Origin of the sequence: Microbulbifer sp. MI-G, assembly GCF_030440425.1 — a bacterium.
Classification (GTDB): Bacteria; Pseudomonadota; Gammaproteobacteria; order Pseudomonadales; family Cellvibrionaceae; genus Microbulbifer; species Microbulbifer spongiae.
Genome location: NZ_CP098023.1, coordinates 417,524 through 436,013, shown reverse-complemented (window position 1 = coordinate 436,013; position 18,490 = coordinate 417,524). Strand labels below are relative to the sequence as shown.

At 54.8% G+C, this 18,490-nt stretch carries 9 protein-coding genes; 5 read left to right on the top strand and 4 right to left on the bottom strand.

All coding sequences use genetic code 11. The features are described from left to right. The first annotated feature begins 965 nt into the window (after positions 1-965). The 5 genes from M8T91_RS01760 (at position 966) to M8T91_RS01740 (ending at position 9,008) form a co-directional block, all read left to right on the top strand. Complete coding sequence (locus M8T91_RS01760) at positions 966-2,045, top strand: efflux RND transporter periplasmic adaptor subunit (protein ID WP_301416240.1); 1,080 nt, start codon at positions 966-968, stop codon at positions 2,043-2,045. Then, positions 2,042-5,167, top strand: coding sequence for an efflux RND transporter permease subunit (locus M8T91_RS01755; protein WP_301416238.1), 3,126 nt, complete (start codon positions 2,042-2,044; stop codon positions 5,165-5,167). Before M8T91_RS01760 ends, M8T91_RS01755 begins: the two co-directional genes overlap by 4 nt. Positions 5,168-5,173: 6 nt before the next feature. Continuing rightward, positions 5,174-6,346 carry an alpha/beta hydrolase gene (locus M8T91_RS01750; RefSeq protein WP_301416236.1) on the top strand — a complete coding sequence of 391 codons (1,173 nt, stop codon included), beginning with the start codon at positions 5,174-5,176 and terminating at the stop codon, positions 6,344-6,346. A gap of 738 nt (positions 6,347-7,084) precedes the next feature. Continuing rightward, entirely contained in the window at positions 7,085-7,759 is a 675-nt protein-coding gene (locus tag M8T91_RS01745) for a response regulator transcription factor (RefSeq protein WP_301416235.1), read from the top strand. Continuing rightward, positions 7,749-9,008, top strand: a complete 1,260-nt coding sequence (locus M8T91_RS01740; RefSeq protein ID WP_301416233.1) for a sensor histidine kinase — start codon at positions 7,749-7,751, stop codon at positions 9,006-9,008. The genes M8T91_RS01745 and M8T91_RS01740 overlap by 11 nt, the downstream gene beginning before the upstream one ends. 147 nt (positions 9,009-9,155) lie before the next feature. On the opposite strand, the gene M8T91_RS01735 is transcribed toward M8T91_RS01740, so the two are convergent. The 4 genes from M8T91_RS01735 to M8T91_RS01720 form a co-directional block, all read right to left on the bottom strand. After that, positions 9,156-9,695 (bottom strand): hypothetical protein, encoded by a 540-nt coding sequence (locus M8T91_RS01735; RefSeq protein ID WP_301416232.1) that lies wholly within the window; start codon positions 9,693-9,695, stop codon positions 9,156-9,158. A 269-nt stretch (positions 9,696-9,964) separates the two neighbouring features. Then, the gene (locus M8T91_RS01730; protein ID WP_301416230.1) at positions 9,965-11,392 is read right to left on the bottom strand and encodes a cytochrome-c peroxidase; all 1,428 of its coding nucleotides are present in this window, start codon (positions 11,390-11,392) and stop codon (positions 9,965-9,967) included. A gap of 816 nt (positions 11,393-12,208) precedes the next feature. Next, the gene (locus M8T91_RS01725) at positions 12,209-17,464 is read right to left on the bottom strand and encodes an Ig-like domain-containing protein (RefSeq protein ID WP_301416228.1); all 5,256 of its coding nucleotides are present in this window, start codon (positions 17,462-17,464) and stop codon (positions 12,209-12,211) included. Between the two features lie 411 nt (positions 17,465-17,875). Then, positions 17,876-18,490: a hypothetical protein gene (locus tag M8T91_RS01720; RefSeq protein WP_301416226.1), complete on the bottom strand. Its 615-nt coding sequence runs from the start codon at positions 18,488-18,490 to the stop codon at positions 17,876-17,878.

The window sequence follows — 18,490 nt, the reverse complement described above, 5'->3', positions numbered from 1 at the left end:
CCCACTCATCCATTGATTACCACAAAAGGCGAGAGTAAACACCAACGATTTAGCCCGGGTTGCCCTTGCCTGCGAATAAAGAGATTAGCTTGGCAAGATTGTAATATATTGCGATAAATGAAATTTTTGGGCAGTTTGTGCAAGTTTGCCACCACAAGGAGATTCTGTTGCTGCCAAGGCGATACAGGGTGGCAGTGCCCACGCGTCTTTTCAGGCGTTCGCAAGTGGGCTGGAACGCGGAATCCAAGCACAACTGGTCGTGATCGTTCAGCCCCTCAAAGCCGGCAGCAAGTGCCAGCAATTTCTGTCGTACCGGTTGTTCGGTGCTGTGCTCCATTGTGGCAGGATCTCAGGGATCATGGACAGCATCCGCGACGGAGCGAGCTAATCCAGGCGACGGTCGCACTCTCTCAGGATTAGCAGGCTGGCAAAGGGGGTCAAATCGCCAGTAGTGAAAACGGCAGTTTGGTATGGCACCAATTCATGCAGCTTCTACCGGGATTAAAAATAAGGCGGCAGAAGAGTGACTATTCCCCTGTATAGTACTGTACATCTCCCCTGGTGAGTGACACCCCAATTCAGAGTTTCCGTTAGGGAATCCGTATACCCTGGTGTGGAGGGCAGCTTACTGGCCCATCTGCTCCCGCCGAGAACAGGAGGGCCCTGTGGCCAGCAGATCACAGCAATGTTCAGTTAGCATCCTCGCTTCCATTATCAACCGGCACATCCAAGAGTCCTGAAATTGGCTCGTCCAATCACCCTCTTTGTTGATGCTGCCACCATGCACTTTACCGTGAACCAATGCTGGTAGCAGAAAGCCTGCCCGATGGTTATGGTCCTCAATTTTTCACCGACTGAAGCTGACATCCAACGAGCTGCGCAGCCCTGGGTGAAAGTCTCCTGTGTTAACTCCCTCTTAACCGCCGCGACGATAGGCTAGGCCCCTGTTTCAGGAGTTTCGAATTATGATCTATCGCCCACTGATACTCACGATGATATTTCTGACATCGGGGCAGGTGCTCTCCCAGCCGTCCTCCACTCCGGTCTTCGTCGCGGAGGTAAAGCGTGTCGAATGGGTTGAGCCAATCGAAGCTTTGGGAACCCTGCAAGCCGATGAAAATGTGATTATCACCTCGACGGTCACCGAAAAGGTAACCCGGATCAATTTTGAAGACGGCGACCGGGTAACCACCGGCGATCTGCTGCTTGAAATGGATGCCTCGGAAGAACAAGCACTGCTGTCCGAGGAGCGGTCTCGACTGAGTGAAGCGGAGCTGCAGATCAGGCGACTCAACCCGCTGATTGCCAAGGGCAGCGCTTCGGAATCGGCACTGGATGAGCAGGTACTCAAGAAGCAGACTGCCCAGGCACGCATGGAGGCCATCCAGGCGCAGATACGCCAGCGGCGAATCCTGGCTCCTTTCGACGGGATTATTGGTCAACGCAATATCAGCGTTGGCGCACTGGTGCAACCGGGAACTGTGGTTACCACCATCGATGACGACCTGACCATGAAGCTGGACTTTTCAGTGCCGGCGCGTTTTCTGTCGCTCCTGACACCCCATTCTGAGGTAACGGGAACCACCGCCGCCTGGCCGAACGAGGTATTCCGTGGCAGCCTGAGTAGTGTTAACAGCCGAATTGACCCGGTCACCCGCTCCATCTCCGTTCGCGCGATATTGCCAAACCCCGACCAGAAACTGCGCCCGGGCCAGCTGATGCGAGTGCGCCTGCTGCCACCGCCCAGGTCGGCGCTGGTGATTCCGGAGGAAGCGCTGATGAGTCGCGGTAGGCAGGAGTTTGTCAGGCGTATCACCACTAAAGACAAGCGCACAGTGGCCACACAAGTTGCAGTGACCATTGGCGCCCGTCTCCAGGGCGACGTGGAGATTCTGGCGGGCCTCGCAGAGGGGGACCAGGTAATAACTCACGGCAATATCCGCCTCAGGCCCGGAGCTGTAGTGGAAGTGAAAGCCGTACAGGCAGATGACAACCAATTGGTGGACCTGCTGGCACAGCCGCGCTCTGAGGAGCTGACGCCGTGATTTTGTCTGATATCTCTGTCAAGCGGCCCGTTTTTGCCAGCGTGCTGTCGATTTTACTGGTGGCATTCGGGTGGGTCGCGTTTGAGCGTTTGTCCCTGCGTGAATACCCGCATATTGATCCGCCGGTTGTCACCATCGAGGTTAATTATCCGGGTGCGCCAGCCAATATTGTCGAGACCCGCATCACCGAGGTGGTGGAGGAACACATAGCGGGTATAGAAGGTGTGCGGTTTATTGAATCCTCTTCCCAGGATGGCCGGTCCCGCATCACCCTGGAATTTTCCATCAACCGCGATATCGATGCGGCGGCCAATGATATACGGGACCAGATCTCCGGTATTGCCGATGACCTGCCGGTGGATGCCGACCCCCCGGAGGTACAGAAAGTCGACAGTAATGACGATGTGATCATCTGGCGGAATTTAACCAGTGACAGCATGACCGTACAGGAGCTGACCGATTACGCACAGCGCTTTCTGGTTGATCAGTATTCCACTGTGGATGGCGTTGCCCGGGTGCGTATCGGTGGTGGCCAGGATACCGCCATGCGCATCTGGCTGGACCGGGAGGCAATGGCGGCCCGCAATTTAAGTGTTGGCGACATCGAGGCTGCACTACGCGCCGAGAATGTGGAGTTGCCGGCGGGCAGGCTGGAATCTGAAACGCGGATCTTTCGCGCCCGGGTTAACCGACAGTTTATTGAGCCGGAGGATTTTGCCTCCCTGGTGGTTGGTCGGGGTGGAGATAATTACCTGGTTCGCCTGGGCGATATCGCTGAAGTCGAACTGGGTGTGGTGGAGGATAGAACCTTTTTCCGTGGCAATGGCGTGCCCATGGTGGGCATCGGGATTATCCGCCAGTCCACCGCGAATACTATCGAGGTGGTCAACGGTGTACTGGAATTGACCGAACGTCTCAACCAGAGTCTTCCCCAAGGCATGTCAATCGAGGAAAGCTATAACGCGGCGGTGTTTATCGAGGCATCCATTCACGAAGTGTATTTCACACTCCTGGTTGCCATCGCCTGTGTGGTCCTGGTTATCTACCTGTTTCTCGGCCGGGTCCGCGCCATGTTAATCCCCGCGGTAACGGTACCGGTTTCGCTGGTGGCAACTTTTATTGCCATGTATGCGTTTGGTTTTTCCCTGAATTTACTCACCCTTCTGGCACTGGTGTTGGCCATCGGCCTGGTGGTCGATGATGCCATTGTGATGCTGGAAAATATTGTCAGGCGCATGCAGGAATATGGCGAACCGCCATTGATTGCCGCCTACCGCGGCGCCAAGCAGGTGGGGGTTGTGGTGATCTCCACAACGGTGGTGCTGATTGCCGTCTTTGTGCCTATCACGTTTCTCGAAGGGGATATCGGCCGGCTGTTCACCCAGTTTGCGCTGACCATCGCCGCCGCTGTCAGCCTGTCGTCACTGGTGGCCCTGACGCTCTGTCCCATGCTGGCTTCCAAGCTCCTGAAATCCAGCCACAATGACGCCCAACCCGGCCGCCTGGTCAGGTGGGTGGACTCGGCCTCAAACAGGTTGCGCGATCGTTATATCCGCCTGTTGAAGCTGGCGTTGAGACGACCACTGATCGTCTCCCTGGTGGTCGCCCTTGTGGCCGGGGTGAGCATTATGGCCTACCCGCGTATAGCCCAGGAATTCACGCCCTATGAAGACCGGGGGGCATTTTTCCTGATTGTGAATGGCCCCGAGGGCGCCAGCTATGCCTTTATGGAAGAGTATATGGATGAGATTGAACACCGCTTGATACCCCTTGTTGACAATGGGGAAATCAATCGGTTATTGGTCCGCACCCCCCGCTCTTTCGGCAATATCGAAAATTTCAATTCCGGTTTTGCTATCGCGGTATTAAATGACTGGTCCGAGCGCCGCCCCGCCAACGCGATTATGGCCGATGTACGTGCTGCCCTGGCAGACCTTCCCGGGGTTCGCGCTTTCCCGGTGATGCGACAGGGGCTGGGTGGGGGCGTCAGCAAACCGGTACAGTTTGTTCTTGGAGGCAGTAATTATGATGCGCTGGCCGAATGGGTGCAGATACTGCAAGAACAAATAAACACCAATAATCCTGGACTGAGTGGCGTCGATACCGATTACAAGGATGTCCGCCCACAATTGGACTTCACGGTTGATTACGACCGGGCGGCAGACCTGGGGGTGAGCATTACCGAAGTGGGGCGCACCCTGGAAACCATGATGGGGGGGCGCAGGATCACCACCTACCTCAACAACGGTGAAGAATATGATGTGATTGTTGAGGGCATGCGGGATAACCAGCGCTCCCTGACTGACGTCAGCAATATCTATGTGCGTTCAAGCCGCTCTCCGCAACTGATCCCCCTCTCCAACCTGGTGGATATCCAGGAGTATGGCGCGGCTGAAACCCTGCCCCGCTTCAATCGCATTCGCTCCATTACCCTGGAGGCAAACCTGAGCGAAGGTTACAGCCTGGGGGAAGCCCTGAGTTACCTGCAACAGCTGGTTCGCACCCATTTGCCGCCCGAAGCTATGATCGACTACAAAGGGCAGAGCCGGGATTTTATTGAGTCAGGCAGCTCGATTTTATTTGTCTTTTTACTGGGATTGTTGGTGGTCTATTTGGTCCTGGCCGCTCAGTTCGAGAGCTATATCCACCCCCTGGTTGTGATGGTGACCGTGCCCTTAGCCTTGGCGGGGGGATTGCTGGGGCTCTATTTTACCGACAACTCGCTGAATATTTACTCGCAGATCGGCCTGATTATGCTGGTGGGGCTGGCGGCCAAAAACAGCATCCTGATCGTGGAATTTGCCAACCAGTTGCGCGATCGGGGCATGTCGTTCGACGCGGCCCTGATGGAAGCCTCATCCACCCGTTTCCGGCCTATCCTGATGACCGGGTTGACGACCATTGCCGGCACCATACCGCTGGTCCTCACCAGTGGCGCCGGCGCGGAAACCCGGATCGCCATTGGCACTGTCGTGCTGGCGGGCGTAATGATGGCAACGGTGTTTACCCTGTTTATCGTCCCGGTTGCCTATCAGTTCATCGCCCGTGGAACCGGCTCGCCAGGCGCCATCTCCCGCGCCATCGCCGAAGCCGAATCACCCGCGGTGTTGGAACAGGGGTAAAAGGTGATGCGACTATACATCCTTGGGTTCTGTCTGATCCCCTTTCTGGTGAGCTGCCGTGGCCTCCCTGCACACCCGCTATTGACCCCGTCGGGGGCAAGTCCCGTCACCGACTACAGTTCCTTCGAGCAATACATCGCACAAACTGAACAACTACTGGCAAGGCACCGATACTTCCTCACCGGGGATGTGCAGGCGGAAATCACCGCCAACCTGCCGTTCGAACGCTTCCCGGACCAGCCCCTGCAACCGACACGCGGTGTACTGCTGGTCCACGGGCTCGGGGATTCGCCCTGGTCCTTTGTGGATATTGCCGGGTCATTGAGCCGGCATGGCTTCCTGGTGCGCACCCTGTTGCTGTCCGGCCATGGAACCCGGCCCGCAGATTTGCTTATTGCCGATCACGATAGCTGGCAACAGGAGGTCCGCCGACAGGTTGCGCTGCTAAAAGCTGATGTTGAGGAAGTGTATCTGGGAGGATTTTCGACCGGAGGCAATCTGGCATATCTTGAAGCGGCTGCAGATCCGTTGATCAAGGGCCTGATACTGTTTTCACCGGGATTTCAATCCGGCCAGCCGCTGGCAAGGTTGACACCGCTGCTCAGCCGCTTCAAGCCCTGGCTGTTTGTGCCGGACCCCGAAAGGCTCACAAACTATACCCGTTACGCCAGTATGCCCACCAACGGGTTTTCCCAGTACTATAAAACCAGTGCCAAAACTTTATCCAGCCTCAGCAGGGAAAAGTTCCGGCGGCCGGTGTTTATAGCGCTGAGCGAACACGACAGTGTCCTGCACAGTGCAGAAATACACAGACTGTTTGTTGAGCATTTTACCCATCCGCAAAGCCGGTTTATGTGGTTTGGCACCTCACCGCCAGACTTGGCAGATGCGCGCACCCTTTTTATTGACAGCAGGGTTCCCGCCCTGCGGATCAGCAATATGTCCCACATGGGTATGCTCTTTTCTCCGGATAACCCCTACTACGGAATCCATGGCAGCGAGCGTATTTGCCACAATGGGCAAGAGGCTGAGGGGGCCGGCAATGATTGTCGCAGCGGTGGCGAAGTTTGGTACAGCGCATGGGGCTATAACGAACCGGGCAAGATCCATGCGCGCCTGACATTCAATCCCTATTTTGAGGTGATGATGAAAGAAATAAAATCGACTTTTACCCTATAGCTGCACAAAATCCCTCGCTTTATCTGGATTGGATGGAACCTTCCCTGGCGAAGGTGCCTTTCGGTGCGTCTCTGTGTATCGATGAACGTGGTTAGACCTTGAAAAGGAAAAAAACCCAGGTTTTTCTGCTGGGATAGACGATAGGGCTCTTGTGAATGCCCCCAGTGGGGGCACTGAACCAACAAGCCGGTACTGGTCTGGAACATGCTCTCTCGGGCTGCGCACGGCTGCCGGGGTAAGCCCGGATTTGGTCAAATTCTCCGGCGACGGGATATCAGGACCTGATCAGCGGATACGTGCGTGGTATGAGTTCGGGAACAGGTTTCTGCAAAATCCCATTTCGAGAACCCTGTTCCCTGGAACAAGTGGTTTTACTCTCTGTTTGGCAAAGCTCTGGGAAATTTTAGGCCAAATGGTTCCAGCACTGATAGGCCCTATCCCTGCTGCCGGAAAATTATTGTGAAAAAATATGGTCTTATGGACATCTATCAGCAGATAGCCTAGCGATTGGTAACTGTAACTGTCCTCCGGGAATGAATCCGGGTATCTGTGGCGAGTGACCGTGGATTTTCCGATTAAGGCAATGGGTTTATGGAAGCAACAGTCAGTAACCTTTTGCGCAGGGTATGTCCAGGTAGATAGCACCGAAAGATATATTCGCAACAGACTGTGAGAAAATTGTGGGAAAAACCCATTGATATCGTATCTGGCAAATCGCTATTGCACAGGAGTTCACACATGACAGTGATTGTGGTTGAAGATGACCGTGCTTTGGCAAGTACCATCATCGATTATCTGGAAATCGAAAATATTGTCTGCGACTACGCTAGCGATGGTGTCAATGCCCTTGATCTGATTCGCGCGAACAGCTATCAGGTCATCGTTCTGGATATCAACCTGCCCCGTATAGATGGTTTGCATGTTTGCAAACAACTGCGCGCCAGCGGCAATACCACCCCGATCATTATGCTCACCGCGAAAGACAAGCTGGATGACAAATTGAACGGTTTTCGAGCGGGAACGGATGATTACCTGGTCAAACCCTTTGCCATGGATGAACTGGTTGCACGAATTCGTGCCTTGAGCGGCAGAGTGAGCGGACAAACCACAAAGATATCCGTCGGGGACCTCACCCTGGATCTGGACCAGAATATCGCCAGCCGCGGGGAGCGTGTCCTAAAACTTTCCCCTACCGCTTTTAAACTGCTCGAAATACTCATGCGGGCAAGCCCCAGGGTAGTCAGTAAACAAGTCTTGATCCACTCAGTTTGGGGGGACAATGATACAGAGGTCAATAACCTGAAAGTCCATATCCATCATATACGAAAGCAGGTCGACCAGCCGGAGCAAGCTCCGCTGGTCCACACAATCAAACCCTCAGGTTATGTCGTGAAGCCCGCCTATGAAAATTAGGACCCGCCTCAATGTCGTTTTTACGGTTACCTGTATTCTCGCCTGCCTGGTCATGTCGCGGATATTCTTTGTATTGATGTTCGATTATTTCAAAGAGGGGACTGCAACCGCCACCAAAACCTTTCTTGAGGATGCTGCCAGTCAAGACGAATCCGGGAATACAACCCAGTTCGAGATTTATATCCGCAAAGATTGGAATCATTTTCCGGAAGACTTCAAACAACATGCGGGAAAGCTCCCATCGGCAGAAGGCGATATGGTCAAGTTCAAGGCTGATACGCCATTACTTCATGCTCCCGACAAACTTTATTATGTATTACTCACACGGAATAAATTAGGGGATAAAGTCTATGTTGGCAAGCGGGTTGACTGGCACAAAACCGAAATCATGATCGGCAACCTCAGTGTCTCTGTCTACTGGAGACTGTTATTACTCAGTATATTTTTCTCGGCAATTTTTGCTGTTTTCCTGCTATTTATCCTGAGAACCATCGTGTCGCCGCTGGAATCCCTTAAAGCCTGGGCTCAGGAAATTTCTGCTAAAAATATTACGGATAAAAAGACATCCTACCCAAAATTTCGCTACAAGGAAATTTCAGATATCGCTGAAATTATCACTGACAGCCTGACCAGAAGGCAGGAGAGTATCGACAGGGAAAAAGAATTTCTTGAGTTCTCAAGCCATGAGCTGCGATCTCCATTGGCTGTCATGAAGAGCAATGTTGACTTGTTAAAGAAGCTCGACCTCCATTATCCAGACAAGCTGGATATTGCACTCAGCCGCCTGGATTTTGCCACTACCACCATGTCACGCCTGGTGGACACTTTTCTCTGGCTGAGCCGTGGCGACAACCAGCCCATTGCCCCGGAGATCATTGACCTTGAGGCACTGGTTACCCAGGTGGCCTCCGAAATGCAGTACCTGACCAGGGGAAAGCCGGTATCGATACAAATCAACACCAGCCCCTATGAAACCTCACTCCCCCTAATGCCGTGTCTTATCCTGTTGAGAAACCTGGTTGGCAATGCTTTTCAGCACGTATACGAAGGAACCATAGTGATCCATCAAGAGGCCGATTCCATTCGAATAGTAAACAGGCATCACGCCGTAGCCAGCGGGCATAATTCCGGATTTGGCCTTGGACTCAGGCTGGTTGAAAAGATCTCGGCTCAATACGACTGGGAGGTGGATATCGTCAAGTCAGACGCCTATTTTCAGGTTTCGGTCAGGTTTTGCCGGCTCATTTGAGCGTTAAGCGCTGATCCCGGCGCGCGAGCCCTGAAGCGCCCGGTGTGGCCCTCTGGCTTCCGCCACAAGGTGTGAGACCGATATAAAGTACACAGGGGCGGGCCGACCTGATCGCAACGGCCTGCCTGAACCACTCTCTCAGCTGTGTCACGGCGCAATGAGTTCCCACTGTGATCGCTCCAGTGGAATCTTGTCGCAATCATCCAAAAACAGGGTTCTCCACCGGTCCCGGCTGCTCAACGTTTGAGCCGACCGGTTGCCAACAACCACACAAAGATTGGAGTCGCCAAGTTCCAGTTGTTTATTGTGATTAAATGTAAATTGCTTTTGCATGGAAGGGCTGGCGAATACCCCGTGTTCTACACAGGGTTTCAGCATCAAGCTGGTACCAGGCAATACCGTAGTTCCGGTTCCCATAGCGGTGACGCATTGGTTGAAAGCCGGGAAGAACAACATGTTGTCTTTATTATGTTCCACCAGCCCATCGGGTGCGGCTCCTTCCTTGCAGTTATGTGCAACAAGCGGCTTGTCTGCCCGAAAATGGCCCCTAACCCCCTGCACATCGAAACAGTACCCATCGTTTGCGCGATCAAGCCTGTCCATCAATCTCAGATACTTTGGCTCCTCCGCGAAGGCCTGGGTCCAGCCAAGCAGTAGAAATAGAATAACCCAGATGTATGACCGCATTGTATGAATCATTGTTTATGGCAATCCTTCAGCAAAGTAATGAATGCGACACCCCGGCCACCGGCCAGCCAGAGTCCAAACAAGATTACAGCAAATGATCAGATCGCCAAAAACAGTTTCTCTGCCGGGTTTTTCAACACATGAAGAAACTGGCAATACCAATATGCAACTGCTGATGCTCGGTACTCTGCAGGAGGTCATCAGCCGCTCTTGATGGCGTGGGGATGGTCATCCCCACGCACCCTGGGTGACCGGTACAGCATTGGAGATTACAGGGGGTTGCTGTTCTCATCGATGGCCTCTACACGCAACCCATCCGGATTGGTATCCTCCGCATCCGGAATCCACTGGCCAATACATGCGCGGTCCGCAATACAGGGATCTGTCAATGTCGCTAAAAACGCCATCAAGTCGTCGAATTGCTGATTATTCAAATCCACATCTTGCAGACTTGGGAGGCCCTCGGCACGATTCTGCAGAAGCGTGTTGATTGCCAGTTGGGTATTTTCCAGCATATTGGCTGCCTGAATCGTTGCATCCAGCTGTGTCCAATCATATCCGTCCAATGCCGCCTGCGGATTCAAATGGTGGCGCACCGCGTTTTCCAACGTTGTATATGCCCCGGCATGCCCCCAGGGGCCGGTCGCCGTGGTGTTGAGCAGTGTCGGTGTGCGGAAGGCATATCTGTCCTGCTCATCCCCGGTTTCTCTGAAGCGGCCAAAATCCTCATCGCCATACACGCCATCCCCTTTACCGCGACCTATCTGCGGCATAGCCACCACATGGAACTGCTCATCAGTAAAGAAATCGCCCGAGTGGCATGAAGCGCAATCGGCCCCGCCCTCGTCGACACTGCGAAAGAAAACCAATGCACCGCGTTTGGCACTATTGCTGATGGCTGAGCTGTCACCTTGCACATAGGCCTTCCAGGGTGTCTCTACAAATACCTGGGATTGCTCATAAGCGGCTATGGCTTTGGTGATATTTTCAAAGGTGATGAGTTCTTCTGCGCTGCCCCCGACAGCGTTGAAGGCCGTTTGAAATTCAAACAGCCATTCGTTTGGCAACAATGCCCCGCCCGGTGGTGTGCCATAGCCGCCAATACGCTGCGCCAGAAACGCGCGCACTTCGGCATTGGTGGTGCCGGCCATCAGGCCAAAGTCTTTCATTTCTTCTGGCGAAGTCACCGGGAATCGCGCTTGTGCAACCGTGAGATTGTCCCCCGCCTTGGGGTCTGCTTCACCAAAACGCACATCCGGTGTGCGGATGCCCCTATTGTCATCACCGTTAACGCCTGGCGTTTTCCCCAGGCTTTCAACCCGGCCATCGTGAAACAACACCTGGTCCCACAAACCAATATTAAAGGTGGACGGTGCGTTTCTGGGGACGGTTGGGCCACCATCAAAGTGTTCTCCGGCCATGCTGTGAAATCGGCCCGGACCCAAAAGATCCTCAATCTCAGCGTCAACCCCAACGGGCAGCGACAAATTATCACCACCACCCAGTACAGGATGATGGCAGCTGACACAGGCCACATCCATATCCCCGCCTAATGCCTTGGAGAAAAACAACTTCATCCCCAATTGGACAACAGGGTCGTCAACAACCGGGAGGTTGCGCCCTGCTGCGGGGTCACCACTCAAACCCATGGAGGTAACCAATTCGCGCACTTCAGAATTCAGTTGCTTATCGATCAAGTCCTGCCCGGCGTTTGAGTCTTGCTGATCCCTTTTCTCACAACCTGCTGTCACTACTGCAAAAAAAACAGCAAGCCATAGCATGCTGAATTTATTCTGAAAATATCTTGAACCGCTCATCATCTTGTTCTCTTACTACTGTCTTCTCTTCTTTTGTTCTTGTTGCTCGCGCATTTCTGCCTGGTGCAACCACAAGGCAAGATTGGATATTTTGTCAATGCTATTTTGGTTACCCGGCACTCCTCTAGCCTAAAGTGTTACTTTGTTTATGAAATACCCAGGGCCTGTTGAATCGCCTGGTAAAAGCCTCCCCTGCCGGTGCGCTATGGCGATACCCCGGCAATTGGCATGGCCTATGTTCCACTTGCCCGTTCAAAGGTGTTTCCCGAGTCTATCATTTGGGCCATAGCAGAGTTTGTGGCTGTAATCGTCTGTAATCCCCATGACTCCCGCTTTTCCGTGGAGGGCACGGTCTGCGTGGTGTCAATGATCTCCACTTGCCTGAGGTGTGCGGAGCCGTTTTTGGCGGCTCACAACGGTGTTTATCTGCAAGGACCGATGTTGATAGCGCATACACTGTTGCTGGGTGCGGGAATTTCCGCGGCAACCTGCCTGCGGACGATGATTCCGGCAGTGAGCGTCTAACAAGAGTTATGGAAATTTGGGTTGCAGGTCTGGCAGGCGTGGTAGACGCGGCATAAGTCCGTGTTATTCGACCCGCGCACCTGGGTGATGGCCGGGCAATCCGGGCGGTTGCCCGCCGCCCGGATCGGTGTTTTGACACTAACTGCCCCTTGCACTGGTAAGCCTCCAGACTCAGTACACATAGACGGCGCCAGCATTATAATCAAAAGGATCATCAGCACTATTGCTCTGATCATTACCGATTCCGGTGGCATCGCTGTCTTCATCGGGTGCACCCACGGCCAGGGTATTGCCGTCTCCGCTTAAACTGACCGAACTACCAAATTCGTCGCCGATGTCCGTATTGCTGGCCTTGACATAGGCCTGCTCGAACCAGCTGCCCGCGTTGCGACGAAACACATAGACAGCACCGGACCTGGAGGCAGCATTATTTAGTGAATTAGCATTGACTCCGGTGGTGCGGCTGTCTTCCTTGATTGCCCGCACCGCCAGGGTGTTACCATCGGCGCTCAGGCTCACAGCCGCACCAAAGCCATCGTCTGTATCCGTATTGCTGGCCTTGATATAGGCCCGCTGATCCCAACCAATCACAGCATCGCGACTAAACACATAGACAGCACCGGATCTGAAGGCATTATTATTTTGTTGGTCTGCATCGATTCCGATGACATTACTGTCTTCACCCTCAGCCCCCACCGCCAGGGTGTTGCCATCGGCGCTCAGACTGACGCTCGTACCAAAAAAGTCCGCCTCACCGGTATTGCTGGCCTTGATATAGGCCTCCTGATCCCAGCCAGTCACAGCATCGCGGCTAAATAGATAGACAGCACCGCTCGTTTGCGTTTGGCGAAAATCATTGCCTTGGTTGCCATTCACCCCGGTGGCGGGGCTGTCTTCACCGTTGGCCCCCACCGCCAGGGTATTACCATCGGCGCTCAGACTCACAGCACGACCAAACAGATCATTTGCCTCGCTATTGCTGGCCTTGATATAGGCCTGCTCGGCCCAGATACCGTTATTTTGGGCAAACACATACACAGCGCCAGAGTCGCGGGCGCCGCCATTGCGCGGCCCCTGGCTGCTGACCCCAGTGGCCTGATTGTCTTCACCGGCCGCCCCCACCGCCAGGGTATTGCCATCGGCGCTCAGACTCAGGGAACTACCAAAACTCATGCCGGCATCCGTATTACTGGGCTTGATATAGGCCTGCTGGACCCAGCCATCATCATCGCGGGTAAAGGTGTAGACGGCGCCGGCAGCTGGAAACGGGTTAACCTCCTGGCCAGTGCCGTTGACCCCAGTGGCATTGCTCTGTTCACCAAATGCCCCCACCGCCAGGGTATTGCCATCGGCACTTAGGCTCACAGCCCCACCAAAGCTATCGCCTGTATCCGTATTGCTGGCCTTTATATAGGCTTCCTGGACCCAGCTGCCGTCCTGTTGAACAAATAGATACACAGCGCCGGCATTAACGGCAGCGTTGTTGCTCTGACCAGCCGGGTTAATACCCACAGCATTGCTGCTTTCACGGGATGCCCCCACGGCCAGGGTACGACCGTCGGCACTCAGGCTCACAGAGGAACCAAACCCGTCACGCCTGTCCGTATTGCTGGCCTTAAAGTAGCCGATACTGCCCACCAGGGTGCCGCTGACCGAGACGGGATCCGAGTCGATACACAGCTCCCCAGCACCCCGGCCGGCACAAGCTTGCAGGATATATTGCGCATTGGTACGGGCGTAGAGGGGCACCTCCAGTGGCAGAGTACCCGTTGTCACCTCTTCGCCAACCGGGCTAAAGCCGGAAATACCATCGGGGTTTTCCAATAGCCGGTAATGGCTAGCGCCGGCAACCTCGGTCCAGTCAAAACGAAAACGCTTGACGGCCTCAAAATTCAACGTGACATCCTGCACCTTCTCCAGGGAAGGCACAGTGAGCGTCACCGTATTGCTGACAATCCCATCCTGACTGGCGGACACCGTCGTGCCACCCACGCCCACAGCAGTGACTTCACCCTGGCTATCTACGGTGGCAATGGCGTTGTCATCGCTATTCCAGTTGGCACTGCTGGTGATATCGGCGGTACTGCCATTGCTAAAGGTACCCTGGGCGCTTAATTGCAAGCGGTTGCCCCTGGCCAGGCTGACCGTGGACGGTGTCACCTGGATGGCGGTTAATACGGCAGCGGTGACTGTGACCGCCACAGTATTACTGACAATGCCATCCTGGCTGGCAGACACCGTCGTATTGCCCAGACCCGTTGCTATCAGTTTGCCCTGAGTATCTACGCGGGCAATCGCCGTATCGTCACTGCTCCAGCTCACACTGTCGGTCACATTAGCCGTAGTGCCATCACTAAAGGTGCCCTCGGCGAAGAGCGGCTCGCTGCTGCCCAGGGCCAGGCTGGCGCTCGCCGGTATCACTTGGAGACCGGTTAACGCCGCGGGGGTAACCGTAACTGCCACCGGGTTGCCGGCAACCCCATCTTTACTGGTGGACACGGTCGCGCTGCCTTCGTCTACCGCGGTCAGTTGGCCCCCGCTATCCACCGTAACAATATGGGTATCGCTACTGCTCCAACTAACGCTATCAGTCAAATCCGCCGTAGTACCGTCACTAAAGGTACCCTGGGCGGTGAGCTGTTGCGTGGTGCCCTTGGCCAGACTATTGCTGGCCGGCGTGACCTGAATCGCGGTTAATACCGCACCGGTGATGGTGACTGTGGCGGTATTACTAACAATCCCCTCCTTGCTGGCAGACACGGTGGCGGTGCCTTCGTCTACCGCCGTCAGTTGGCCACTGCTATCCACCGTAACAATATCGGTATCACTACTGATCCAGGCAACACTACTGGTTAAATCAGCGGTAGTGCCATCACTAAAAGTACCCTGGGCGGTCAATTGCTGCGTATTGCCCTTGGCCAGGCTGGGCGCAGGTGGTGTCACCTGAATACTGGTTAACACGGCGCCGGTGACATTGACCGTCACGGTATTGCTGACAATACCGCCCAAACGGGCATAGGCCGTGGTGTTACCCTCTTCCACCGCTGTGAGTTGCCCCTCCATATCTACAGTGGCGACAGCGGTATCGCCACTGTGCCAGTTGACACTGGTGAGCGTGACGATAGTGCCATCGCTGTAGCGGCCCAGGGCGGTGAGCTGTTGGGCATTGCCTTTGGCCAGGTCGACGGTGGCAGGCGTTACTTGAATCGCGGTCAATACGGCGGGGGTGACGATAACTGTTACGGTATTGCTAACAACCCCCTCCTTGCTGGCAGACACGGTGGCGGTGCCTTCGTCTACCGCCGTCAGTTGGCCACTGCTATCGACTGTCGCAATATGGGTATCGCTACTGGTCCAGGCAACACTAGTAGTGAGATCAGCCGTCGTGCCATCACTGAAGGTGCCCATGGCGGTAAGCTGCTGGCGGTTGCCCTTGGCCAGGCTGGGTGCGGGCGGTGTCACTTGAATCGCAGTTAACACGGCACCGCTCACGGTGACTGTCACGGTATTGCTGACAATACCCTCCCAACTGGCAGAAATGGTCGTATCACCTTCGTCCACCGCGGTCAGCTCGCCCTGGCTATCCACAGTAGCAATCGCGGTATCGCCACTGTTCCAGGCAACTGCATTGGTCACATCATCGGTGCTGCCGTCGCTATAAGTACCCATGGCGGTGAGTTGCTGGCGGTTGCCCTTGGCCAGGCTGGGTGCGGGCGGTGTCACTTGAATCGCAGTTAACACGGCACCGCTCACGGTGACGGTCACGGTATTGCTGACAATGTCACCCCAACTGGCAGAGGCCGTGGTACTGCCTTCCTCCACTGCCGTGAGCTCCCCCGATCTGTCCAGGGTGGCGACGGCGGTATTGTCGCTGTGCCAGTCGACGCTGTCGGTGATATCGGCACTGCTGCCGTCGGTGTAGCGGCCCAGGGCGGTGAGCTGTTGGGTATTGCCTTTGGCCAGGTCGACGCTGGCCGGGGTCACCTGGATACTGGTTAACTCGGCGCCGGTGACCGTGATCGTCACAGTATTACTCACCATACCCGCCGAACTGGCAAAGGCCGTGGTGCTGCCTTCACCCACCGCCACAAGTTCACCCAACATATCCAGGGTGGCAATGGCGGTATCGCCAATATGCCAGTCCACACTGTCGGTGAGATCGACACGGGTGCCGTCGCTATAGGTGCCCAGGGCGGTGAGTTGCTGGGCGTTGCCCTTGGGCAGACTGACCACGGCCGGGGTCACCTGGATATCGGTCAATACGGCACTGGACACGGTCACTGTCACCGTATTACTGACGATAGCGTCCTGGCTGGCAGAAATGGTCGCATTGCCTTCGTCGACAGCAATCAGCGCACCCTGGCTATCCACGGCAGCAATCGCCGTATCGCTACTGGTCCAGGCGACGCTATTGGTCAGATCCGCAGTGGTGCCATCGCTATAGGTGCCCAGGGCGGCAAGCGGTTGGGTATTGCCTTTGGGCAGATTAGCGCTGGGCGGTGTGACCTGAATGCCGGTTAAAATGGCACTGGTCACCGTGATGGCCACGCGATTACTGACAACATCGTCCCGGCTGGCAGAAATGGTGGTGTTACCCAGGTCCACTGCGGTGAGTTCACCCAGGGTGTCTACGGTGGCGATGGCGGTACTGTCGCTGCTCCAACTGACGCTGTCGGTAAGATCCAGTGTGCTGCCGTCACTAAAGGTACCCAGCGCGGTGAGTTGCCGGCTGTTGCCCTTGGGCAGGCTGGCGCTTGGCGGTGTCACCTGAATGGCGGTCAGGACGGCATTGGTGACGGTGACCGCCACACGATTGCTGACAATATCGCCCAGGCTGGCCGTGACGGTGGTGCTGCCGATCGCCACGGCCTTAAGTTCGCCCAGGGTATCCACGGAGGCGATGTCGGTATCGTCGCTGGCCCAATTGACGCTGTTGGTGAGATCGGCGGTGCTGCCATCGTTATAGCGGCCCAGGGCGGTGAATTGCTGGCTGTTGCCCCTGGGCAGCTCCACCACCGCCGGTGTCACCTGGATACTGGTCAAGACCGGGTCGGTGACGGCGACGGTGACGGCATTGCTGGTAATGCCGTTTAAACTGGCGGATATGCGGGTGCGGCCCTGACTGAGGGCCTCGACCCTGCCATCGGCATCGACAGCGGCGATGGCCGCATTGTCGCTACGCCAGTTGACGCTGTCGGTGAGATCGGCGCTGCTGCCGTCGCTGTAACGGCCCAGGGCAATCAGTGCCTGGCTGTCGCCCACGGTCAAAGACACCTCGGCCCCGATGTCGGTGGCGTCCTCGGCAGTCAATACCTGGATGGACTCCAGCGTGACCGCGGGGCGATTCCACTGCTCGGAATCACAGCCGGCCAGCATCGTGCTGATCAGGGTGGCCAAAGTGAGTAAAAGAAATTTGGTAAACGACATTGCCGGTCCTGCGGTGCTCACGGTGAGCAACACTTTTTCTGGTTAATTTTTGTTCTACACCACCCATCGGGTGCGGATGCGAGTACAGGGGTTCCTGGCCGCGAATGATAACGCAGTCTTTATCCACAGTGTTTGGGAGCTTGCCTGGAAACAGGCGAGATGTAAGAAGACCACAGGACCCGGATTCCAATAGTCGATTATATTGGAATTCAAATTGGCCCCGCAACCCGGACCGCGTGTTAGGGTGCGGGTGGGGTGTTTGCTGTTGGCCGCTGAATAGGTTGGTAAAACAACAAACCCCGGCAAGTTGCACTGCCGGGGCTTTGGCGCCACTTTTCGACCGGTTGGCTCAGGAAGTCTCTTACTGGTGGCTGTATAGAAACAGCTTTAGGGGTTCTTCAATGTGTGATGTCAAGACTTGACCCCTTCATGGTACAAGATTGGAGAAATGGCCTTTTTAATTTCTTTCTGTGGTATTTTTACTGTTTTAGACTCGTAGCCACCAAGCATAGACTTTAACTCCAAAAAGAGACATATATCTCGCGGATTTTTAACAAGGTCAAAAGCCTCTAGCGTAATGCTGCCACCGTCAATTTCCGGGGAGTACAGTCCAATTTTTATTATATAAATGTAGTCCCCAGACCTATTAGTGTTCAGGCTATCTATTGGTGCATTGCTCAGCAAAAGATCATCCAACGATTTATCGCCTATAAAAACACCCCCTCTTTTCAATAAAACTTCCTCATTCGGATTTTCACAGAAATAAACATTAGCGCTTACACGAACCCCCTTTTTTTTGGCAAAAGAAAAAATATTTTCCTTAGAAGCCAGCTTCACCATAAGTCTCGGGATATAACCACTTCTCAAGGTATATCGCCCACGATCTATTTCTTTTCCAGTTACTTCAGGAACCTCAATAAGCTCCACCCCAGAAAAACGAAGGTCACCGGGCATCGTCGATATACAACCTAGAAGACCGAACGACAGCAAAATTAGAGCAGGAATTCTAAATAGGACTCTGGTCAT